The organism is Endozoicomonas sp. SCSIO W0465, assembly GCF_023716865.1.
Lineage (GTDB): Bacteria > Pseudomonadota > Gammaproteobacteria > Pseudomonadales > Endozoicomonadaceae > Endozoicomonas.
In genome coordinates this window covers 5,017,387-5,039,985 of the sequence record NZ_CP092417.1, presented here as the reverse complement: position 1 = coordinate 5,039,985, position 22,599 = coordinate 5,017,387, and the positions used below count along the sequence as shown (strand labels likewise).

The following is a 22,599-nucleotide window of genomic DNA, read 5'->3' as shown; positions in this document are numbered from 1 at the left end:
CTCTAATCTGGGACGGATATTGGAGAAAAACGCGAAAAGCAGGCAGAAAACATCCTCCCACCATGCTGGAAAGGTACTTTCATGTAGCGTGGAGGTGGCTATCAGGATGGTGCCGGGTGTCTGGCCAGAATCACCAGGTTGTAACAGACCACCGATAACCAGCAATGAGAATCAAAACGCTCAGAACCCTTGCAGTGGCAACGTGATAGCCCAAAACATCTCTTTAGCCACGAAATTCCCGCTTCAATACCTGCCCGGAAGCGAAAGAGCGTTTTATACACATACTGACTTTTAGTCATCTCTTCGACTTCAAGTCCGCGCTTCTTATTAAAAGCTACATCGCTGATTCCCATGGCCTTGGCTTTTTCCAAATTAGCGCGACACGCGTATCCGCCGTCACCGCTTGTCTGGCGAGGTACACGACCATAAATTTCTTTTTGTCTTTCCATCATCGGAATGAATTGGTCCGAATCCGCTGGGTTACCTTCCTCAATAACCAGGTCCAGGATCAATCGACTTTTTCCCTGAACCAGGTTCAGTTTATGGCCATACTGTACTTGCCGCCTGTCTTTTACGATGATATCCGTATGGGGTTCATACAGGCTAACCACTTTTTCCTGGGCTGGCACCTTTTCACCCTTAAAGACCCTGCGCTCTGTCTGGGAGACTATTGCATCCACCAGGGGTAACAGGTGATCCACATCGGCCTGCCACTTGTCGGCATCATCAGCCAGGAGACACTGCCCCTGCTGACGGGCGTTTGCTAGCGTGACAGTAGCTTCGATAAGTACCTTCCGGGATTTTCGGGTCAACTGCAGCAGTTTTTTATAATGCTGATGCCGCTCTTCTTTGCCAGCGTAGATGCATTTTCTGGCCGCATCTTTTACGGCTCGGTTGTGATGGGTATATTCATAAAGCGGTGTCGCTGTCAGTGTTTGTCCCCGTTCCAGCAGCCGACAAATTTCTTTAACGGAACTGGCTAAAAGATCACTGTCGCAAGGAGGTTTGATATCCGATTCGGTGACTGTGCTGTCAATAGCCACAGTGCGCCCTTTTTCAATACCCTGATCTTTAGCGGTCATTAGCTGACAGTTATTAATCCGTTCCCATGTAGATGCAGTAAGAAGGCTGATGAGCCCATGCAAACTGGAGCGACTGGGGCGCTGGTTTGGTTCGAGGCGACAAAAGTCTCGAAAGAGCATGGAGTCCATCAAAACAAACGACAAGTAGTCATAATCACAATTCAAATACTGTTTCAGGAGTGCCGCACGAAGAACGGATTCTGCTGATAGTCCGTTCCGCCCAGTGTTCTGTTTATCACCAGAACTTAAGTCCTCATAAATCCAGTCATTGAACTGTGGATGGGCGTCAAGCCATTGCGAGATACCGGAAAGCTGGGAGCAGATTTCATGAGGTACGTAATGGAGTTCCATACTACACTGCGGGTTGCGTTTTTTGCGCATTTGGAGTCCTCTGTTTTTGGCAATCCCTTATGTTTCTTGCTCTTGGGAAGTTTAGTCGCCAGATAGCAGTAGGGCTCCACTTAATTTTTCAGGATAAAATCTACAGTTTTCAATTGGTTGTGTTTTTGGACGAGAACTACTTAACAGTAAAAACCGAATTAGAGATTATAGGTAGGAGAAGGTCATTATGAGAATGGATCGACTGACCAGCAAACTCCAGTCAGCTCTGGCTGATGCCCAGTCTATGGCTATCGGCAAAGACAACAGTCAGATTGAGCCCGTACATCTTTTGCTTGCCCTTATCGACCAGAAGGGAGGCTCGGTCAAGCCTCTGCTGATGCAGGTAGGCTTTGATGTGAGCACCCTTCGTGGTGAGTTGGCAGGCATGCTCGAACAGCTGCCCCAGGTATCATCGCCGACCGGTGATATCCAGACGTCCCAGGCACTCTATCGAATGTTGAACCTTGCTGACAAAAAAGCGCAGCAGACCGGGGATCAGTTTATTTCCAGTGAAACCATGCTGCTGGTCATGATGGAAGACAGCGGTCCGCTTGGTAAATTACTGGGCAGTCAGGGCGTTAGTCAGAAAGCACTGGAAAATGCCATTAAAAATATTCGAGGTGGCGCGTCTATTGACGACCCGAATGCAGAAGACTCGCGTAACTCCCTGGGTAAATACACCATTGATCTGACTGAGCGTGCCGAAGAGGGCAAGCTGGATCCGGTCATCGGTCGCGATGATGAAATACGGCGGACGGTTCAGGTTCTGCAGCGAAGAACCAAAAATAACCCGGTGATTATCGGTGAACCGGGTGTTGGTAAAACGGCAATTGTTGAAGGTCTGGCCCAGCGTATTGTCAATGGGGAAGTGCCGGAAGGTCTGAAAGGCAAAAGGCTGCTGTCGCTGGATATGGGGGCATTGATTGCTGGTGCCAAGTTCCGGGGCGAGTTTGAAGAACGATTGAAATCGGTTTTGAATGACCTGGCCAAGCAGGAAGGTCAGATCATCCTGTTTATTGATGAAATTCATACCATGGTGGGCGCCGGTAAGGCCGAAGGTGCCATGGACGCCGGGAATATGCTGAAGCCTGCGTTGGCCAGGGGGGAGCTGCATTGTGTTGGTGCCACCACGCTTGATGAATACCGGCAGTATATTGAGAAAGATGCGGCCCTTGAAAGGCGCTTCCAGAAGGTGCTGGTGGATGAGCCAACGGAAGAAGATGCCATTGCTATTCTCCGTGGTCTGAAAGAACGTTATGAGGCCCATCATGGTGTTGATATTACTGATCCGGCGATTATAGCCGCAGTCAAACTTTCCCAGCGTTATATCACGGATCGGCAACTGCCCGATAAGGCCATTGACCTGATTGATGAGGCTGCAAGTCGTATTCGAATGGAAATGGATTCCAAGCCGGAGGCCATGGATCGACTGGAACGCCGTCTGATTCAACTCAAAATAGAACAGGAAGCGCTGAAGAAAGAAGATGATGATGCGTCCAGGGAGCGCCTGGCCAAACTGAATGAGCAAGTCGGTGAGCTGGAACGCGAGTATTCCGACATGGAAGATGTCTGGAAAGCGGAAAAAGCCCAGTTGCAAGGGGGGCAGAAACTCCGGGAAGAAAAAGAGAAACTGCTGATTGAGCTGGAAGCCGCCAGACGGGCAGGTGATTTGACCAAAATGTCCGAAATTCAGTACGGGACCTTGCCTGAGCTTGACAAACAGCTGGCCCAGGCGGATGCCCTGGAAACCGGGGAGCATCAACTGCTGCGAAATCGGGTAACAGAAGAAGAGATTGCTGAAGTGGTGTCGAAATGGACGGGTATTCCTGTTGCCAAGATGCTGGAGGGAGAGAAAGAGAAGTTGCTGCGTATGGAGGAGGCACTCCATAAACGGGTCGTGGGCCAGGATGAGGCAGTGGTTGCGGTTGCCAATGCAGTACGCCGTTCGCGGGCCGGGTTGGCCGATCCCAATCGTCCCAACGGCTCATTCATGTTCCTGGGCCCAACCGGGGTCGGTAAGACTGAGCTGTGTAAGGCCCTGGCTGAGTTTCTGTTTGATACGGAAGATGCCATTGTCCGCATCGACATGTCAGAGTTTATGGAGAAACACTCGGTTTCCCGTCTGCTAGGTGCGCCTCCGGGGTATGTAGGTTATGAGGAAGGTGGCTATCTGACCGAAGCCGTGCGTCGTAAGCCATATTCCCTGGTGTTGATGGATGAGGTGGAGAAGGCTCATCCGGATGTTTTTAATATTCTGCTTCAGGTGTTAGAAGATGGTCGTCTGACTGATGGCCAGGGGAGAACGGTTGACTTTAAAAATACCGTTATTGTCATGACGTCAAACCTGGGGTCTGACCTTATTCAGACCTTCCGGAACAAAGAGACCGGTGAAACTGATTTTGAAGAGTTGAAGAGTACCCTGATCGAAGTGGTAGGAACGCACTTCCGGCCAGAGTTTGTTAACCGGATTGATGAGGTGGTGGTATTCCATCCACTGGGTGCCAGCCAGATTAAATCCATTGCCAGCATACAATTGGCTAACCTGGATCGTCGGCTGGCGGACAATCATCTACGGCTGGAGCTTTCTGATGAGGCCATGGATCAGCTGGTAACCGTCGGTTTTGATCCGGTTTATGGTGCACGACCATTGAAGCGGGCTATTCAACGGCGCATTGAAAATCCGCTGGCCGAAGCCATTCTGTCTGGCCGATACAAACCTGGTGATACCATCAAGGTGGTGGCGCACGATGGAGAGTTGGCATTCTCCTGATAAACCAAAGCCTTTATCAGGATAATGGCCTTTATTAGGATAATGGATAGAGGCTTGGCAAATCCGCTATTGAGAAAATTACTGATTGAATGATTTTTCTCCAAGCTTTAGGTTAATCGGTATTTTTTCAAGGGAAGATATGGATTGTCTGCATCCTGTTGCTTCAGGGTGCTCTTCCTCCGCTTTATAAAATCTGCAATAGGATTTGCAAGAGGTCATTATGTATCCAGTGGTTGTATCCGATCTTGATGGGACTTTGCTTACCAAACAGCATGAGCTTTCTCCCAGAACCCGTGAAGTCATTCAGCACCTGAGCGAGAAAGGTATCAAATTTATTTTTGCTACAGGCCGCCACTTTCAGGATGTTGAAAGAATTAGGGAACAGCTTGGCGTTGATATGTACCTGATCACCAGCAATGGTGCCAGAGTCCATAATCCGAACGGGGAAATGATTGTTCAGCACGATATTAATCCCGGGTTGGTGCATTCATTATTGTCCCTTCGGAAATTCTATGAAGACCGGGTTCATAGCAACGTTTATCAAGGTGAGCAATGGCTGGTAGAGGTTGAGCATGAAGATCTTCATGCATTCAGTAAGGAGAGCGGATTTACCTATCACCTTGCCGACTTTGATGCTGTTGAAACTGCTGCTATCCAGAAAATCTTTTTTGTTGCGAAATCGCACGCTGACTTATTGCCATTGTCCGACCGGTTCCGTGAACTATACGGTGAACAGCTTTACATGACCTACTCCCTGCCTGAGTGCTTTGAAATCATGGCATCGGGTGTTTGCAAAGGGACGGCATTGGCAGAGGTGTTGAAGCTGAAAGGTTACGGCCTGCAGGATGCCATTACTTTTGGTGATGGGATGAATGACGTTGAAATGCTGTCCAGTGTAGGAAAAGGGGTAGTCATGGGAAATGCTGACCCGTCGCTGGTCAACAGCCTGCCCGGATTTGAGCGCATTGGTCATTGTGATGATCATTCGGTTGCTGAGTATCTGGCAAGGCTTTATGCGCTGTAAAGTTTACTCATCAACTGTGAGGTAAGTTATGGGCGCTATGATTTATTTTTTTGAACAATCGATTCCGTTAGGGCGAGCGTTAATCAACTCACCTGTCGGTATGCTGCAGCTATCAGCATCTGTAGAGGGTATTTGCTCAGTAATGTTGATAGAAAATAAGCCTGAAGCGCCTAATCAACTCGCAAACAGTGACGACATGACTGCTACCGTCAGAAAAGCTATCGATAGTCACCTGAAGCAGTCGAAAAAGGAGCTGGAAGCCTATTTTCGAGGAGAACTCACCCGGTTTACGGTGGCACTGGATCTTCGTGGTACTGACTTTCAGCAGCAGGTATGGCGAGCGTTGCAACAGATTGGCTATGGGCAGCGCTGCTCTTACCAGGATATTGCCAGCAGTATCCACCGACCTAAGGCGGTCAGGGCAGTGGGCGCCGCTAATGGTGCCAACCCGGTAGCCATCATTGTGCCCTGTCACCGGGTGATTGGGAAAAATGGCAAATTAACCGGTTATGCCCATGGGGTGGAGATGAAGCAATATCTGCTGGATCTTGAGCAGGGCAATAGAATCAGGAAGTATGGCTGACTTTTCATGGTTAAGAAAAAAGCCAGCCAGCAAGGGGGTAATGGCTATTACAGCCAGCCGCCCAGATCTTTCCAGCGATTGACAATGGTACAGAACAGTTCAGCGGTTTTTTCCGTATCGTAACGGGCAGAATGAGCCTCTGACTTATTAAAATCAATATCCGCTTCGATACAGGCTTTGGCCAGCACCGTTTGTCCATAGGCCAAGCCGGCCAGGGTCGCGGTGTCAAAGCAGGAAAACGGATGAAACGGGTTTCGTTTCATATCACAGCGCTCAGCGGCAGCCATGACAAATCCCAGATCGAACGCCGCATTGTGGCCAACCAGTACGGCTCGGTTACACCCCTGGCTTTTGACTGCCTTACGAACTAAACGGAAAATTTTGTTGATGGCATCCTCTTCCGCCGTGGCAATCCGCAGCGGGTGGAAGGGGTTAATACCAATAAAATCGATAGCGGCCTGCTCAATATTGGCGCCTTCGAATGGCTTGATATGGTATGACTCCGATGGACCCGGATGGATAAAGCCGTGCTCATCCATTTCAATAACGGTCGCTGCAATTTCCAGCAGGGCATCAGTAGTGGCATTAAAGCCGCCGGTTTCCACATCGATTACCACGGGCAGAAAGCCGCGGAATCTGTTGGCCATGGAGTGGCTGTCATCGGCCCTCAAAGGCTTCTCCTTACTCTTTACTGTAAAAAATACCGCTGGTTGCAACCATTTTCATGGGGACAGTAGAAGCGGAATTTTTCCTCCGCTCACTGCTGTTATTGCTCATGGCTGTTATCGCTCATGGCTGTTATCGCTCATGGCTGTTATCGCTCATGGCTGTTATCGCTCATGGCTGTTATCGCTCATGGCTGTTATCGCTCATGGCTGTTATCGCTCATGGCTGTTATCGCTCATGGCTGTTATCAGCTCATGGCTATGGTTTGAGGCGCCAGGATACGGTTTCACCGGCTCTCAGTGGTTTCACCCGGTTGTCACCGAATGCAATGGATTCTGGCATGGTCCAGTCTTCTTTCACCAGGGTAATGCGGTCCTGGTTCCTGGGCAGGCCATAAAAATCAGGGCCATTGAAGCTGGCAAAGGCTTCCAGTTTATCCAGGGCACCCATCATCTCAAAGGCTTCTGCATAAAGTTCAATGGCCGCTGGTGCCGTATAGCAGCCTGCACAACCACAGGAGGACTCTTTGGCACCAATGGCATGGGGAGCAGAGTCAGTTCCCAGGAAAAAGCGATGATTGCCGCTGACTGCTGCTTCAAGCAGTGCCTGCTGATGCCGGTTTCTCTTGAGAATCGGCAGACAATAATAATGGGGCTTGATACCACCAACCAGCATATGGTTGCGATTATACAACAAATGATGGGCGGTGATGGTAGCCCCAAGTTTTTCTCCCCCTTCGCTGACGAACTGAGCTGCATCAGCTGTGGTAATGTGCTCCATGATGATCTTCAGGGTGGGGAAGCGATCGACCAGTTTAATCAGGTGGCGGTCAATAAAGGTCTTTTCCCGGTCAAAGATATCGATCTCTGCATCGGTAACCTCGCCATGCACCAGCAGTGGGAGACCACACTCGGCCATGGCCTCCAACGCGTCGTAAATATTGTCGAGATGGGTTACGCCGGAATCAGAATGGGTGGTTGCACCGGCAGGATAGAGTTTGAGTGCGACCACAGCACCACGGCTGTGGGCATCCAGGACGGTGTCACGTGAGGTTTTATCCGTCAGGTACAGCGTCATCAAGGGTTGAAAAGCGGAATTAGCCGGTACTTGTGCGAGAATGCGCGCTTGGTATTGGCTGGCCAGATCAGCATCCGTTACCGGTGGTACCAGGTTGGGCATAATGATTGCCCGGCCAAAGGTTCTGGCGCTCGCTGCAACCGTTGCACTCAGAACATTGCCATCACGAAGGTGTAGATGCCAGTCATCGGGGCGGGTAATGGTCAGTAATTGGCTCATTTTGGCAGGTACCTGTTCCGGTTATAGATGATCGAACCGGATGGGCATCCTAGCGAAAAAAAGGAAATTTTGATAGTGGGGGCCAGAGAAAAGATGCATAAAATGGCTAGGTATAACCCGTATATTTTTCCTTTTGATGATATGATTTCCATGCTTTATCTACAGTGACCTCAGGTTAGGCAAAATATTGATAAAGACATCTTGGCGAAACCTGAATCATGAATTATTATTCATAAAAAAGAATATATATCCGTTTTTATTCGGGTTCCTGTTGCGCTACGTCGTTGGAGTTAAACAATGAAAAAGATCAAAAAAGTCGTTCTGGCCTATTCCGGCGGCCTGGATACCTCAGTGATTGCCAAATGGCTGGAAGATACGTATGCGTGTGAAGTCGTCACCTTTACGGCGGATCTGGGGCAGGGGGAAGAGGTAGAACCAGCCCGGGCCAAGGCGGAAGCCCTTGGGATTAAAGAGATCTACATTGATGATCTGCGCGAAGAGTTTGTCCGTGACTTTGTCTTTCCCATGTTCCGTGCCAATACCATTTACGAGGGCGAATACCTGCTGGGCACCTCCATTGCCCGACCGCTTATTTCCAGGCGTCTGATTGAAATTGCCAATGAAACCGGTGCCGATGCCATCGCTCACGGTGCGACCGGAAAAGGGAATGACCAGGTGCGCTTCGAGCTGGGTGCTTATGCATTGAAGCCGGGGGTTCAGGTGATTGCGCCCTGGCGTGAGTGGGATCTGAATTCGCGGGAAAAGCTGTTGGCATACTGCGATGAGCACGGCATTGAGGTGGAGCGGAAGAAAGGTAAATCGCCTTATTCCATGGATGCCAATCTGCTGCATATCTCCTATGAGGGGGGCATTCTGGAAGACCCATGGGCGGAGCCGGAAGAAGACATGTGGCGCTGGTCGGTTGCTCCGGAATCAGCCCCGGATGTACCGACCTATCTGAATCTGACCTATCGCAAAGGGGATATTGTTGCTATAGATGGGGAAGAGATGACGCCAGCCCGGGTACTGGCCTGCCTGAACCGGATTGGTGGTGAAAATGGCATTGGTCGTCTGGATATTGTTGAGAACCGCTACGTCGGCATGAAGTCCCGGGGCTGCTATGAAACCCCCGGAGGCACCATTATGCTCAAAGCACACCGAGCCATAGAATCTATCACTCTGGATCGGGAAGTGGCCCATTTGAAAGATGAGCTGATGCCGCGCTATGCCAGGCTGATCTACAACGGTTACTGGTGGTCACCGGAGCGGGAGATGCTTCAGAAGATGATTGATGAAAGCCAGGAACCGGTGAATGGTGAGGTTCGTCTCAAGTTGTATAAGGGAAATGTTACCGTGGTTGGCAGACGTTCTGATGACTCTCTGTTCGATGAAACGATGGCGACCTTTGAAGACGATGCCGGTGCCTATAACCAGGGTGATGCAGAAGGGTTTATTAAATTGAATGCACTACGGTTAAGGATTGCAGCGAATAAGGGCCGTAAGCTGAACTAAGAAGATTCAGGCCTCTGTTCAATTCAGAGGTCTGATCTGGATATTGCATGTTGATGAAGTATCTGATCCCGAATCAGGTATCTAAGTAGCTAACCATATGAAATCATATATTTCTGACTCCTTGTGCCGGCACTCTGCTTCGTTACAACTCCGGTCACATAGCTACGGCTATGCTCCCTCCGTTGTGCCTCGCATAGCACCAGCCCAAGTAGCCAGAAATATTCGATTCCATATGGCCAGCTACTTATATCACGTTCAGTGAAATTCGTTCTTTCTCAGACACACGATTACTATAATCGGTGGATTCCAAGACGACGCCTGGCATCGAGCAACTGAGTATCACGCATTGTCACTCCAGTGAGAGATTTCCATTCCTTATAGATATTTGGTTGGCGAATATCTTTAGCTTTACAAAGGGTTGTAATGAATTCTAAGTCATCGTGGATAACAAACATTTCAATGAATTGATTGAGTCTGATAGCTGCTTCCGACTCTTTAAATTCACCATTTAAAAATTGGTCAACGCTTGATTCGTTTTGTTCTGTATTATACCAGTCTAAAATTTGATTGACTTGTCTGGGGAGCGTTGAGCCCCAACCTGCAGGAGTGCCATATAAAATTCTTGCAATATTGATCGTAAAACGATCAAAAACTTCAACGCCCATCATAGTTTCCAGCTGATCATAAGCAGCCTGTTCACTGGTTAATTTAGTAGATTGAAACTCCAACTCAGTGCATTCAGTACATAAAGATGAACAGGACGTGGATTGTGACAGGGAATTTGGATCGTATGGTACATGCCCAATACCAACGTTTGTCTTAGCAAAAGTAGTGGTACCATACTTGGGTAGCGTTTTTTGTGTATTATCACCAGAGCAGCCGGATGAACTGTTATTAATGTACTTTGTATTTGAACTGGCGCTGACTGAATGTTCTTTAGTTAATGAAAGGCTAGATTGTGAATAAGCCAGGTTTATATGGCCATTTACTGGATCCATGATGGTAACCTCATTAAGTTTAAGTAATTTTTGTCGTCTGTTGAGTGAGCAGAGCCATTTTCTATCTACCCACTGATTAGTTAAACATTTACTTTTAATTAAAGAAATAACGGGTTAGTCAGTAATGGTAACACCTTGTTCCAAAGAATAGGGAGGGATATTTGTGTACAGAAAATCTGTCTGCATCAAAGGTAGTCACACTTTTACTGGTTTTATTCAAACGGAATAAACTCTGCCTTAATTTCAATCTCATCATTAGCTATATAAATAGGTTTGTTTGGGTCCGTTTGATCGGATTGAAGCTTCATGAATGGAAAGAATTCTGCATATTTAGTCTCTGCTTTAAATCGTGATTCAGCATCGTCTCTTACTACTCTGTTTTTCCGGTTCACCGTTATAACCGTTGATATATCCTGTTGATCATTCGGGTTTTCGAAGATACGTCGGTCCCGTAGTGAAACGTATATTTGTCCGGATACCGGCCAGGGCAGTGTATTGTCATACTTGCCTGGCATAAGCCGAGCATAAACCAATGCCCTTGTATAATTTGATTCGGAATGACCGTGAGTGTCCAGGAATAATTTGAAACAGTATCCGTTATCGGAAGTATAAAAAGATGGACTTACTGCTTCAAATGTTTTGTATGCAAGGCTTTCGCGTCTTTCTCTATACTTCCGGATTGGCCAGCATACCAGTCCGCTACCTTCAAGCACATCATATGGCGAGTTAATGTCTGCTGGTTTGATCTGAGCTGCTGACACTACATATATCGTTGTTTCACTATTAGAATCCAAATAGCAAGATTGATACTGATTGCTCGGTGCTTTTAAATCGGACACTCTGCAAAATTTTTTAAAGCCTACGAGTGGAAGTAGACTCTCACCCGGGAATCTTCGACATTCGTCGGGAGCTGTTGATAGATGCAGTGTCTTGGTAATGTCAGTTTTGTTTTTACTATTATCTTTTATAACCAATGTTATGGATTCATTTATGGGCCATATGGCTTTTGCATCATTGACTCCATTGATCACACGAATATACAAACCGAAGTATTCACCATGATAGACTAACGCCAGCTGAAAGGTATGGTTATTGATACTAAATGGTTCACTTTTCTGTATTACATCAGCGTGGTCAGCACCATTTAAATGTTTAGTATGATCAAATTTCCATGAATAGAGAATTTGTCCTGCTCCACCTGTTGCTGAGGCTGAGGCTGAGGGTGGTGTGACAGCTTTTGGGGAAGCCTTCGATGCATAATTCGCTGGGGCTTTTAAGGCCTTGGATTTCGTTTTGGTATTGGGTGTGTGGCCAGTATGGCCGGAAGCCTGGGCCGGTTGTTGTTCACTAAGGATTGAGATGACCTCTGACAATGAGGAATTCTCACTTTGAGCATTTTTCAGTTTATCCTCAAGTGCCTTAATTCCCTGTTGTTGTGATGAGATCTTCTCTTTCAGTTGCTGATTTTCCTGAGTCGTATATTCCAGTTTCTTTTTTATGACTTCTGAATCTGTATCACTTTTATGCAGTATCTTTGTGTTGTGTTCATATCGTTCATTTAAATAAGCAATTTTTTCTTTAAGATATGTCGTTGATTGAGCGCAGTCGTAGACATGAACCTCCTTATAATGTTGGAATGCTCCTTGCCAGTCACATTTTGGTACCAGACATTTGACAACGATAGAATTAATCTCTCTTGAATTAAAGAGGTCTTTGAAAATGCCCTGTTTATCGGTACGGTGTTTACATTCAGCTAGCGGACAGATGATAATTTCTCTTTCTTTAAAATTTTTATCTATGTTGTTATCTGCGCATGGCTGACAAATCAGATGTCCACATGACAGCTGATGGGGATTGGTGAGGATGTGTGGCTTTGGGTTTGAGTCTGCACAAATAAATCTTTTTTGTGTTGAATCATCTTGATTTTTAATCAGGTTGGCTGAAAAAGGATAGACCCTTTCAAATTCAGGCATCAGTGTATTGGGTTGTGGTTTTCCTAATAATGTGTTCATGTTGGTATACCTGAATTCAATTTCAAAGGGTCTGTTTATCCCTGTAGTGGTTTAAGCAGTTGATCGTCCGATTATGTATCCTTAGACTATGGACCCGTTTTTTTTAATTAAGTTCCCTTTATTTTATTTCTCGACTTTAGAGTTTTAAGAGCACAATAGTTCCGGCGCATAATCTGCTAAAAGCAACCATCCCCAATGACGAAATTCGAGATGGTTGCCATGCTCACTTCAGATCATCAAGTAATCCTCAGGGAGCTCGCTTCATATACAACCTTTCTTGCTGGAGCGCTATCATCAACTGCAGTACCAACGTTCTGCGAACTGCTGTTCGGTTGCATGCTTTCAGCCGACGGCTTTGTTACACAGGCGTTGTTAACAATTGATTTTCATTGTGTGTGGAGCAGCTACCACCACTGGCTATCTCAGGGCAAGTGGCAATGGAAGAACTTGGCACGCCACTTGATCCGTCTGGTCTGCTCCAAAGCTCCTGAGAATCAACCTGTGGTCCTGGGGCTTGATGACTGGGTAATCGAACGGTTTTCCGACAAAGCCCCTGCTTGTCGTACACATCATCAACACAGCAAGAAACGCAATCGGCCGACGTACATCTGGGGGCAGTGTTGGGTTTCCCTGGCCATCATATTTGAGCGGGCTGCAGATGAAGTATTTACCGCCATACCGGTGATCTCATTTCCGACACCAGCTTCAGGTAACACCAGCAAACTGAAAATTGCCGTGGCCATGCTCAGGGTGGTACGCAATGAAGTGAAGGATCGAGTGCTACGCCTGCTAACCGATTGCTGGTATATGAACTGGACACTGATAAAGCCAGCTCTGGAAATGAACATAGAAGTTGTTGGTCAGATACCTTCAAATCGGGCCCTCTATGCTTTGCCGCCAGCACCCACCGTAAAGAAGCGAGGGCGCCCAAAAAAGTACGGCATCAAGATGACGACAGAACAGGTTAAGAAACTGCCGGAAGAAAAAGCAACAGTATGGATGTACGGCAAATTTCGCAAAATACGTTATCGTACCCTGATCTGTCGCGCCAGATTCCTTAAAGGTCGTGAAGTACGCGTCGTCTGGAGTCGCTTTGAAAATGACAAAGGTCTGACCGAAAGCAGAATATTCATCTCGACCAATCCGGAACTTGAGGGACTGGAGGTGCTTCGTGCCTATTCCCGGAGATGGCCGGTAGAGCCAATGTTTCACCAACTCAAACATGCTTTTGGCTGTTGCCATTTATGGCAGCAGAAATTGCGAACACTGCTTCGATGGATGCATTTGAAAATGGCAGGCTATGCATTATTGCAGTTATTAACCGTTTGTAAAAATCAGGCATGTCTGAATATTTCTCGGATACCCTGGAGAAGCCCGGATACAACCACTGCAGGCATGATGAAAATTGCTCTTTCAGGAATTATTCCGAGGTTCTCTATTCGCAAGGGCTGGAACAGATATAAGCAAAAATATGAGTTCAATTTTCGCGATCTGATCGACCAGTTAATACCGGATAATTCAGAAGCAGCATAACTAAAGGCTTTTAGGCAAAAAACGGAAGTAATAACGAACTTGGAAAAACAGTTCACTGATTTCGGCTTGCTTCACTATAAAAAGCTGACCGAATTATCGTTTTATACAGACTCTAAAGTCGAGTTAATCATTTGAAATCATATAAAACTGTCCTGTACACGCTGAGGCAGATGGCCAGGAACCTTGGCATGCTCTTTAAACGAGTCAGGCGTTCTTGCAGTCATTGAACTACCTGATTACCACCGACCCTACGTCGTGAGCCAGCTGCTATAATAAACGTCGATAGTCATGTGTTTTGGAGGTAAAACTGATGTGTAAAAACACCATTCAGTTCCAAAAAGGCCTTGGCATTATGCAATTTCTGGCTAATTACGGCAGTGAAGAGCAGTGTGAGAACGCGCTGTCCTCTTGGCGCTGGCCAGATGGCTTCCAATGCCCGAAGTGTGGCTCCCGCAGTTTCTGCAAGCTTCACCGGAAAGCTGAATTCCAGTGCAATTGCTGCCGTTGCCAAACCTCGCTTACCAGTAACACTATCTTTGACTCAACAAAGCTGCCTCTAGCTACCTGGTTTCTGGGTATCTATCTCGTCACCCAGAATAAAGCGGGGATTTCTTGCCTGACGCTTCATCGACAACTTGGCATTTCCTACAATGCCGCATTGCGCATGAAACACAAACTCATGCAGGTCATGATGGAAAGAGATAACAGCTGGCAGTTGAGTGGTTTTGTTCAGATTGATGACGCCTATTGGGGCGGAGAGCGCCACGGAGGCCGCCGGGGCAGAGGCTCAGAGAACAAAGCCCCCTTCGTGGCCGCAGTTCAGACAGATGCTGATAACCACCCTATCTACATGAAGTTCAATGCCGTTGATAACTTCCGGCGAAAAACCATTCAGGAGTGGGCAGAACATGCCCTGAAAAAGGGTGTCCGGGCCGTCAGCGATGGCTTGTCCTGTTTCCGGGGTATTGAAGATGCCGGATGCCAGCACACAGCCATCATTACCGGTGGTGGGCATGCATCCATGGAGAATGAGTTGTTCACCTGGGTAAATACCATGCTGGGAAACGTGAAAACAGCGATTACCGGTACTTACCATAAGCTCGACCCCAAGCATCTGGGCCGTTATCTATCAGAGTTCAACTATCGGTTTAACCGGCGTTTTGATATGCCTTCAATGATCTCAAGGCTAGGTCGGGCTGCAGTCAATACAGCACCGATGCCGGATCGACTTCTCAAACTGCCAGACGTCCAGTGGAAACCGGGTTAGCCATCAACCGATAATTGAAAGTCAGTTGACGTATTAATATCATTATTTCGAATGATGATGTGGGTCTTTGCTTGTTCGGAGCGGTTATGAAACCGAATTTAGTTGATAATCTGGAGAACAAGCCGTCATGATGCCTGCTCCACCGGTAATACTGGAGAGGTTCTATTATTTCTTTACCGGGTTATAGACATAAAGAATGAAAAGCTGCACGTATATTCTTAAATTATCTTTCCCTGTGTCATGACGTACGATCAGTGGTAATCAGGTTGAACTATGGCGGGTTTATCTGGTCATTAGCAACGTGCTATCAAGGCATAAACTGACCGGTCAAATAAAAATTGTATCCCCCTATGTCAACACCCGTATCAAATGACCCTGTTTTCACCACTTCCACTGCTACCGTTGCTGCTGTTGAACCATTACCGGATGACAACAACAGAAAGCGCTATTTCTCGGGACATAGGGTTCAACCCGTTGATAAAAAAAGGCCAGCTCAAGAGGCTTTCAGGCTCGGGTTTTACGAATCCAAACAGCCTCCGAAAAAACGCAGGTGTCGGCAACGTGTAGATACTGGAAAGAATGGCACATCAGCATCAACTGGGCGGGACTCAACGTTACCAATGATGGGACATGAAGTCAGTGCCTCACGTTCGGTGGTTATTGTCCACCCACAGCCAGTAGAGATTGATCCGGGTAAAGTTCACTCTGCCTTATTTTCTGTTGAACACCCGACAGAGCCACCACCAGAATCGTCAAGTGTCGACCGGGAGCCGGATTATTGCGAAATCATCGCAAAGTTGAGTGTCACTCATCAACATCAAATGATGCCATACCTGAGTCACCCGGGCGTCAAAACGGTACTTTCCAGCATCAGCACACTACTGAAAACGCTAGAGCAAAGGTGTATCCAGCTATCCATGAATAGAGGCAACCCTCCCCTGCCTACTCTCTTTGCAAAACTTAAGCTATTCAATATGGTTACCGAACATCAAACGTGTTCAGGGTATTTTCAAAAAGCCAATGTGTTTTTTTCGGCAGTGGGCAAAACAGTGAACAACACTGGTAGTTTAACCAGCATGCTACATACCAAGAACAGTGTAACACTGCTCACACACATGGACGATGGGGATGTAGCAGCCATTGCTGCCAGCCCGTTTTTAAAGCAGATTTCCTCCATGTGTAATGGCAAAGGCTTACCAGAAAAGGAGAAAGTGGCAGCCTTCCTGGAACTGGGCTGCCTGAAAGTGGGATGGCAGGGTATTGATGAGGCCGTTAAGGACCAGCCGCTCGACCGGGCACTGGTCACTAATATTTCCTCCATGTGTAGTGGCAAAGGCTTACCGGAAAAGGCAAAAGTGGAAGCTTTTCTGAAGCTGGGCTGCCTGAAAGAGGGATGGCAGGGCGTTGATGAGGCCGTTAAGGACAGGCCACTCGACCGGCCACTGGTTACTCACATTTCCTCCATATGTAATAGCCAAGGCTTACCGGAAAAGGCGAAAGTGGAAGCTTTTCTGAAGCTGGGCTGCCTGAAAGAGGGATGGCAGGGCATTGATGAGGCTGTTAAGGACAAGCCGCTCAACCGGGCACTGGTCACCAATATTTCCTCCATGTCTTCTGGTAGAGGCTTACCAGAAAAGGCAAAAGTGGAAGCCTTCCTGAAGCTGTCCTGTCTGAAGCAGGGATGGCAGGGCATGGATGAGGCCGTTAAGGACCAGCCGGTCGACCGGGCACTGGTCACCAACATTTCCTCCATGTGTCATAGCAAAGGCTTACCGGAAAAGGCGAAAGTGGTAGCCTTCCTGACGCTGGAGTGCCTGAAAAAGGGGTGGCAGGGCAGTGATACGGCCGTTAGGGACCAGCCGCTCGACCGGGTACTGGTCACCCACATTGCCTCCATGTGCCATGGCAAAGGCTTACCGGAAAAGGCGAGAGTGGAAGCCTTCCTGACGCTGGGCTGCCTGAGACAGGGATGGCAGGGTATTGATGAGGCCGTTGAGGACCAGCCGCTTGATCGGGCGCTGGTCACCAACATATCCTCTATGTGTCATGGTCAAGGCTTGCCGGAAAAGGCGAAAGTGGAAGCCTTTCTGACGCTGGGCTGCCTGAAAGAGGGATGGCAGGGCAGTGATGAGGCCGTTAAGGACAAGCCGCTCGACCGAACACTGGTCACCCACATTTCCTCCATGTGTAATGGTAAAGGCTTACCGGAAAAGGCAAAAGTCGTGGCCTTCCTGAAGCTGGGCTGCCTGAAAGAGTGGTGGCAGGGTATTGATGAGGCCGTTAAGGACAAGCCGCTCGACCGGGCACTGATCACCCACATTTCCTCCATGTGTCATGGCAAAGGCTTACCGGACAAGGCGAAAGTGAAAGCCTTCCTGAGGCAGGGCTGCCTGAAAGAGGGTTGGCAGGGTATTGATGATGCTGTTAAGGATAAATCACTCGATCGGGTACTGATCACTCACATTTCCTCCATGTGCAATGGTAAAGGCTTACCGGAAAAGGCGAAAGTGGAAGCCTTCCTGAATCTGGGTTGCCTGAAAGAGGGATGGCAGGGCATGGATGAGGCTGTTAAGGACAGGCCGCTTGATCGGGCACTGGTGACCTACATTTCTTCTATGTGTCATAGCAAAGGCCTGCCGGAAAAGGCAAAAGTGGAAGCCTTTCTGAAGCTGGACTGCTTGAAAGAGGGATGGCAGGGCATTGATGAGGCCGTTAAGGACAAGCCGCTGAACCGGGCATTGGTCACCAACATTTCCTCTATGTTTCATGGCAAAGGCTTACCGGAAAAGGCGAAAGTTAAAGCCATCCTGAAGCAGTGGTCCGAAAACACTCAGGACAATGAGATAATTGTTATAAAAGAAGAGGCAACTGATTTAATCTCGTTACCTCATCGTATTAATGACCTGGCTCCATTATGGGTGGCAGAACCGTCCGTCAAAAGGGAAGTTGGTGACAGCAGGCAAAGACAAACAACCTTCTTCAGTCAGATCGACATACCAAACGATAGATCGATCAGAAAAAGCATTCATGAGTCCATAGCAAAGTATCAAGCTCTGGATGACGAGCAAAGAGCGCAGTATTTACAAGAGCGAATGTCCGTTCAAAAACACGATGGATCGATCTTTAGTGAGTTAAAAGGTCAGGAAGAGGTTGTCGCCAGGAGAGATATTTCGCAATGGGAGCTGCTGGGTCATTATGCAGGTAAGCAATACCATGACAACACATACCAACAGGGAGCACGTGTGATGGGTGCTGCATTGGCAAATATTGACTGCTATAGCTTCGCTCCTGTTCATGGTGTTTTCATCTCAGGGTACAGACAGGGAAATATAACGTCGTTGATCAATGCTTTTAGTACTTACTCTGATAAGGAAAAAAATTCCCCGGAACAAAATGTTTCGTTCCTGAGGCACAGGAATCAGCAAGGTCAGTGGATGGTGTTTATTATCGCGATAAAACCCATACCCGCTAATGAAAGCCTGTGGATTGATTATGGGGAACAATACTGGCAGGCAGCGCGAGAGCCCATAGCAATCTCTGACGATAACTCTGAAGCTTTATAAGTAGTTGACCATGCCCATGAAGTTCGTTGAACTATCTCGTGTTTATCTGGTCATTATCAACGTGCTATGAAGGCATAAACTGACCGATCAGATAAAAATAATTATACCTCCTATGTCAACACCCGCATCAAACCACTCTGTTGCCTCCACTTCCACTGCTACCGTTGCTGCTACTGAACCATTGCCGGACGGTAACAACAGAAAGCGCTATTTCTCGGGACATAGGGTTCAACCCGTTGATAGGGAAAACGGGCCAACTAAAGAGGCTTTCAGACCCCGGTTTTGCGAAACGAAACAGCCTGCAAAAAAACGCAGGTGTCGGCAACGTGTAGATACCGGAAAAAATGGCACATCAGCATCAACTGGGCGGGATTCAACGTTACCAATGATGGGCCATGGAGTCAGTGCCTCGCGCCCTGCGGTTATTGTTCACCTACAGCCGATGGACATTGACCCGGATTACCGCGAAATCATCGCAAGGTTTAGCATTACTCATCAACATCAAATCATGCCATACCTGAGTCACCCGGGCGTCAAAACCGTACTTTCCAACGTCAGTACACTACTGAAAACGCTTGAGCAAAGGGGTATTCAGCTATCCATGAATAGAGACACCCCTCCCCTGCCTACGCTCTTTGCAAAACTTAAGCGATTCAAATGGTTACTGATCATCAGGTTTGTTCAGGGTATTTTCAAAAAGCCGATGTGTTTTTTTCAGCGGTGGGTAAAACAATTAACAACACTGGCTGTTTAACCAGCATGCTGGGAGCAAGGCAGTGTAAACCTGTTTACTGCCATGAAAGATGGGGAGGTAGCATCCATTGCTGCCAAGCCGTTTTTAAAACAGATTTCCTCCATGTCTTCTGGCAAAGGCATACCGAAAAGGCGAAAGTGGTCGCCTTCCTGAAGCTGGGCTGCCTGAAAGAGGGATGGCAGGGTATTGATGAGGCCGTTAAGGACCACTCGACCGCACTGGTCACAACATTTCCTCCATGTGTATGGCAAAGGCTTACCGGAAAAGGCAAAGTGGAAGCCTTCCTGAAGCTGGGTGCCTGAAAGAGGGATGGCAGGGTATGATGAGGCCGTTAAGGACCAGCCGCTCGACCGGGCACTGGTCACCACATTTCCTCCATGTGCCATGGCAAAGGCTTACCGGAAAAGCGAAAGTGGAAGCTTTCCTGAAGCTGGGCTGCCTGAAAGAGGGATGGCAGGGCATGATGAGGCCGTTAAGGACCAGCCGCTCGACCGGGACTGGTCACCCACATTTCCTCTATGTCATGGCAAAGGCTTACCGAAAAGGCGAAAGTGGAAGCCTTCCTGAAGCTGGGCTGCCTGAAAGCGGGATGGCAGGGCATTGATGAGGCCGTTAAGGACCGCCGATTGACCGGACTGGTCACCACATTTCCTCCATGTGTATGGCAAAGGCTTACCGGAAAAGGGCAAGTGGAAGCCTTTCCTGAAGCTGGGCTGCCTGAAAGAGGGATGGCAGGGCATTGATGAGGCCGTTAAGGACAGCCGCTCGACCGGCACTGGTCACCACATTTCCTCCATGTGTAATGGCAAAGGCTTACCGGAAAAGGCGAAAGTGGAAGCTTTCTGACGCTGGGCTGCCTGAAAAGGGATGGCAGGGCATTGATGAGGCCGTTAGGGACAAGCCCCGACCGGGCACTGGTCACCACATTTCTCCATGTGTAATGGCAAAGGCTTACCGGAAAGGCAAAGTGGAAGCTTTTCTGAAGCTGGGCTGCCTGAAACAGGGATGGCAGGGCGTTGATGAGGCCGTTAAGGACAAGCCCTCGACCGGGCACTGGTCACCAATATTTCCTCCATGTTTTGTGGCAAAGGCTTACCGGAAAAGGCAAAAGTGAAGCCTTCCTGAAGCTGGATTGCCTGAAAAAGGGGAGGCAGGGGATTGGTAAGGCCGCTAAGGGCCAGGTGCTCAACCGGGCACTGGTTACCCGCATTTCCTCCATGTTTAATGGTAAAGGCTTACCGGGAAAGACGAAATTGGAAGCCTTCCTGAAGCTGGACTGCCTGAAAGAGGGATGGCAGGGCATTGATGAGGCCGTTAAGGATAAGCCGCTGGATTGGGCACTGGTCACCCACATTTCTTCCATGTGTCATGGCAAAGGCCTACCGGAAAAGACGACACTAGAAGCCTTCCTGAAGCTGGACTGCTTAAAAGAGGGATGGCAGGGCATTGATGGGTCCGTTAAGGATAAGCCGATTGACCGGGGACTGGTCACCAGCATATCCTCCTTTTGTAATGGCAGAGGCTTGCCGGAAAAGGCGAAAGTGGAAGCCTTCCTGAAGCTGGACTGCCTGAAAGAGGGATGGCTGGGCGATGACCGGGCCGTTCAGGACCAGCCGCTTAACCGGGCACTGATTACCAGCATATCCTCCATGTGTAATGGCAAAGGCTTTCCGGAAAAAGGCGAAAATGGAAGCCTTTTTGAAGCTGGGCTGCCTGAAAGAGGGATGGCAGGGCGATGACGAGGCCGTTCAGGACCAGCCGCTTAACCGGGCACTGATCACCAGCATATCCTCCATGTGTAATGGCAAAGGCTTACCGGAAAAGGCAAAAGTTAAAGCCATCCTGAAGCAGCGATCCGAAAGTACTCAGGACGATGAGATAATTGTTATAAAAGAAGAGGCAACTGATTTAATCTCATTACCTCATCGTATTAATGACCAGGCGCCATTATGGGTGGCAGAACCGTCCGTCAAAAGGGAAGTTGGTGACAGCAGGCAAAGACAAACAACCTTCTTTAGTCAGAGCGACATCCCAAACGATAGAACGATCAGAAAAAGCATTCATGAGTCTATAGCAAAGTATCAAGCTCTGGATAACGAGCAAAGACAGCAGTATTTACAAGAGCGAATGTCCGTTCAAAAACACGATGGATCGATCTTCAGTGAATTAAAAGGTCAGGAAGAGGTGGTCGCCAGCAGGGATATTTCGCAATGGGAGCTGCTGGGTCATTATGCAGGTAAGCAATACCATGACAACACATACCAACAGGGAGCACGTGTCATGGGTGCTGCATTGGCCAATATTGACAGCTATAGCTTTGCTCCTGCCCATGGTGTTTTCATCTCAGGGTACAGACAGGGAAATATAACGTCGTTGATCAATGCTTTTAGTACTTACTCTGATAAGGAAAAAAATTCCCCGGAACAAAATGTTTCGTTCCTGAGGCACAGGAATCAGCAAGGGCAGTGGATGGTGTTTATTATCGCGATAAAACCCATACCCGCTAATGAAATTCTTTGGATTGATTATGGGGAGCAATACTGGCAGGCAGCACGAGCGCCTATAGCAATCTCTGACGATAACTCTGAAGCTTTTGAGTAGTTGACCCGTTGAAAGGATATAAACTATCAGGTCGACCTGATCTATAAATCCATACCGGCAGGGACTGTATTATGTACTACTGTTTCCTTATATTTCAGCTTGCTGAATGCCCATGAAGTTCGTTGAACTATCTCGGGTTTATCTGGTCATTATCAACGTGCAATGAAGGCATAAACTGACCGATCAAATAAAAAAATCGTATCCCTATGTCAACACCCGCATCAACCACCTGTTGTCACCACGTCCACTGCTACCGTTGCTGCTACTGAACCATTGCCGGGCAACAACAGAAAGCGCTATTTCTCGGGACATAGGGTTCAACCCGTTGGCAGGGAAAACAGGCGAACTCAAGAGGGATTCAGACCCCGGTTATGTGAAACGAAACAGCCTGCAAAAAAACGCAGGTGTCGGGCAACGTGTGGATGCCGGAAAAATGTCACATCAGCATCAACTGGGCGGGACGCAACGTTACCAATGATGGGACATGAAGTCAGTGCCTCGCGCCCTGCGGTTATTGTTCAACCACAGCCGATGGACATTCACCCGATTACAGCGAA

20 protein-coding genes are annotated in these 22,599 nt (G+C 48.1%); 15 read left to right on the top strand and 5 right to left on the bottom strand.

Annotated features, from left to right (window positions below):
* Positions 1-101: 101 nt before the first annotated feature.
* The gene (locus MJO57_RS22500; protein ID WP_252017318.1) at positions 102-1,463 is read right to left on the bottom strand and encodes an ISNCY family transposase; all 1,362 of its coding nucleotides are present in this window, start codon (positions 1,461-1,463) and stop codon (positions 102-104) included.
* Between the two features lie 187 nt (positions 1,464-1,650).
* Here MJO57_RS22500 and clpB point away from each other — a divergent pair, with 187 nt between their 5' ends.
* From clpB to MJO57_RS22485, 3 genes are all read left to right on the top strand, one after another.
* The gene (gene clpB / locus MJO57_RS22495; RefSeq protein ID WP_252018901.1) at positions 1,651-4,233 is read left to right on the top strand and encodes an ATP-dependent chaperone ClpB; all 2,583 of its coding nucleotides are present in this window, start codon (positions 1,651-1,653) and stop codon (positions 4,231-4,233) included.
* 220 nt (positions 4,234-4,453) lie between these two features.
* Positions 4,454-5,257: a Cof-type HAD-IIB family hydrolase gene (locus MJO57_RS22490; protein WP_252018899.1), complete on the top strand. Its 804-nt coding sequence runs from the start codon at positions 4,454-4,456 to the stop codon at positions 5,255-5,257.
* Positions 5,258-5,285: 28 nt separating this feature from the next.
* Positions 5,286-5,840, top strand: a complete 555-nt coding sequence (locus tag MJO57_RS22485) for a methylated-DNA--[protein]-cysteine S-methyltransferase (protein ID WP_371924662.1) — start codon at positions 5,286-5,288, stop codon at positions 5,838-5,840.
* 47 nt (positions 5,841-5,887) lie between these two features.
* On the opposite strand, the gene rnt is transcribed toward MJO57_RS22485, so the two are convergent.
* Together rnt and pyrC are read right to left on the bottom strand one after the other, a co-directional pair.
* Positions 5,888-6,487 carry a ribonuclease T gene (gene rnt / locus MJO57_RS22480; protein WP_252018897.1) on the bottom strand — a complete coding sequence of 200 codons (600 nt, stop codon included), beginning with the start codon at positions 6,485-6,487 and terminating at the stop codon, positions 5,888-5,890.
* A 277-nt stretch (positions 6,488-6,764) separates the two neighbouring features.
* Complete coding sequence (gene pyrC / locus MJO57_RS22475) at positions 6,765-7,802, bottom strand: dihydroorotase (RefSeq protein WP_252018895.1); 1,038 nt, start codon at positions 7,800-7,802, stop codon at positions 6,765-6,767.
* Positions 7,803-8,099: 297 nt separating this feature from the next.
* Between pyrC and MJO57_RS22470 the strand changes: the two genes are divergently transcribed.
* Positions 8,100-9,314, top strand: coding sequence for an argininosuccinate synthase (locus MJO57_RS22470; protein WP_252018893.1), 1,215 nt, complete (start codon positions 8,100-8,102; stop codon positions 9,312-9,314).
* 290 nt (positions 9,315-9,604) lie between these two features.
* Here MJO57_RS22470 and MJO57_RS22465 read toward each other — a convergent pair whose 3' ends face one another.
* Both MJO57_RS22465 and MJO57_RS22460 read right to left on the bottom strand, forming a co-directional pair.
* Positions 9,605-10,312, bottom strand: a complete 708-nt coding sequence (locus MJO57_RS22465; protein ID WP_252018892.1) for a hypothetical protein — start codon at positions 10,310-10,312, stop codon at positions 9,605-9,607.
* A gap of 212 nt (positions 10,313-10,524) precedes the next feature.
* The gene (locus tag MJO57_RS22460) at positions 10,525-12,324 is read right to left on the bottom strand and encodes a hypothetical protein (protein ID WP_252018890.1); all 1,800 of its coding nucleotides are present in this window, start codon (positions 12,322-12,324) and stop codon (positions 10,525-10,527) included.
* Between the two features lie 195 nt (positions 12,325-12,519).
* On the opposite strand from MJO57_RS22460, the gene MJO57_RS22455 reads away from it, so the two are divergent.
* From MJO57_RS22455 to MJO57_RS22405, 11 genes are all read left to right on the top strand, one after another.
* Positions 12,520-13,857 (top strand): transposase, encoded by a 1,338-nt coding sequence (locus MJO57_RS22455; RefSeq protein WP_252017304.1) that lies wholly within the window; start codon positions 12,520-12,522, stop codon positions 13,855-13,857.
* Between the two features lie 310 nt (positions 13,858-14,167).
* The gene (locus MJO57_RS22450) at positions 14,168-15,124 is read left to right on the top strand and encodes an IS1595 family transposase (protein WP_252017306.1); all 957 of its coding nucleotides are present in this window, start codon (positions 14,168-14,170) and stop codon (positions 15,122-15,124) included.
* A 350-nt stretch (positions 15,125-15,474) separates the two neighbouring features.
* Positions 15,475-18,687: an SET domain-containing protein-lysine N-methyltransferase gene (locus MJO57_RS22445; RefSeq protein WP_252018888.1), complete on the top strand. Its 3,213-nt coding sequence runs from the start codon at positions 15,475-15,477 to the stop codon at positions 18,685-18,687.
* A 112-nt stretch (positions 18,688-18,799) separates the two neighbouring features.
* Entirely contained in the window at positions 18,800-19,441 is a 642-nt protein-coding gene (locus MJO57_RS22440) for a hypothetical protein (RefSeq protein WP_252018887.1), read from the top strand.
* A 5-nt stretch (positions 19,442-19,446) separates the two neighbouring features.
* Positions 19,447-19,743 carry a hypothetical protein gene (locus tag MJO57_RS22435; protein ID WP_252018885.1) on the top strand — a complete coding sequence of 99 codons (297 nt, stop codon included), beginning with the start codon at positions 19,447-19,449 and terminating at the stop codon, positions 19,741-19,743.
* The gene (locus tag MJO57_RS22430; protein WP_252018883.1) at positions 19,736-20,008 is read left to right on the top strand and encodes a hypothetical protein; all 273 of its coding nucleotides are present in this window, start codon (positions 19,736-19,738) and stop codon (positions 20,006-20,008) included. Before MJO57_RS22435 ends, MJO57_RS22430 begins: the two co-directional genes overlap by 8 nt.
* A 90-nt stretch (positions 20,009-20,098) precedes the next feature.
* Positions 20,099-20,287, top strand: a complete 189-nt coding sequence (locus MJO57_RS22425; RefSeq protein ID WP_252018881.1) for a hypothetical protein — start codon at positions 20,099-20,101, stop codon at positions 20,285-20,287.
* On the top strand, positions 20,244-20,555 hold the full coding sequence (locus MJO57_RS22420) for a hypothetical protein (protein ID WP_252018879.1): 312 nt from the start codon (positions 20,244-20,246) through the stop codon (positions 20,553-20,555). Before MJO57_RS22425 ends, MJO57_RS22420 begins: the two co-directional genes overlap by 44 nt.
* Positions 20,521-21,180: a hypothetical protein gene (locus MJO57_RS22415; protein WP_252018878.1), complete on the top strand. Its 660-nt coding sequence runs from the start codon at positions 20,521-20,523 to the stop codon at positions 21,178-21,180. The genes MJO57_RS22420 and MJO57_RS22415 overlap by 35 nt, the downstream gene beginning before the upstream one ends.
* Entirely contained in the window at positions 21,098-22,042 is a 945-nt protein-coding gene (locus MJO57_RS22410; RefSeq protein ID WP_252018876.1) for an SET domain-containing protein-lysine N-methyltransferase, read from the top strand. Before MJO57_RS22415 ends, MJO57_RS22410 begins: the two co-directional genes overlap by 83 nt.
* 232 nt (positions 22,043-22,274) lie before the next feature.
* On the top strand, positions 22,275-22,520 hold the full coding sequence (locus MJO57_RS22405; RefSeq protein WP_252018874.1) for a hypothetical protein: 246 nt from the start codon (positions 22,275-22,277) through the stop codon (positions 22,518-22,520).
* Positions 22,521-22,599: the final 79 nt, after the last annotated feature.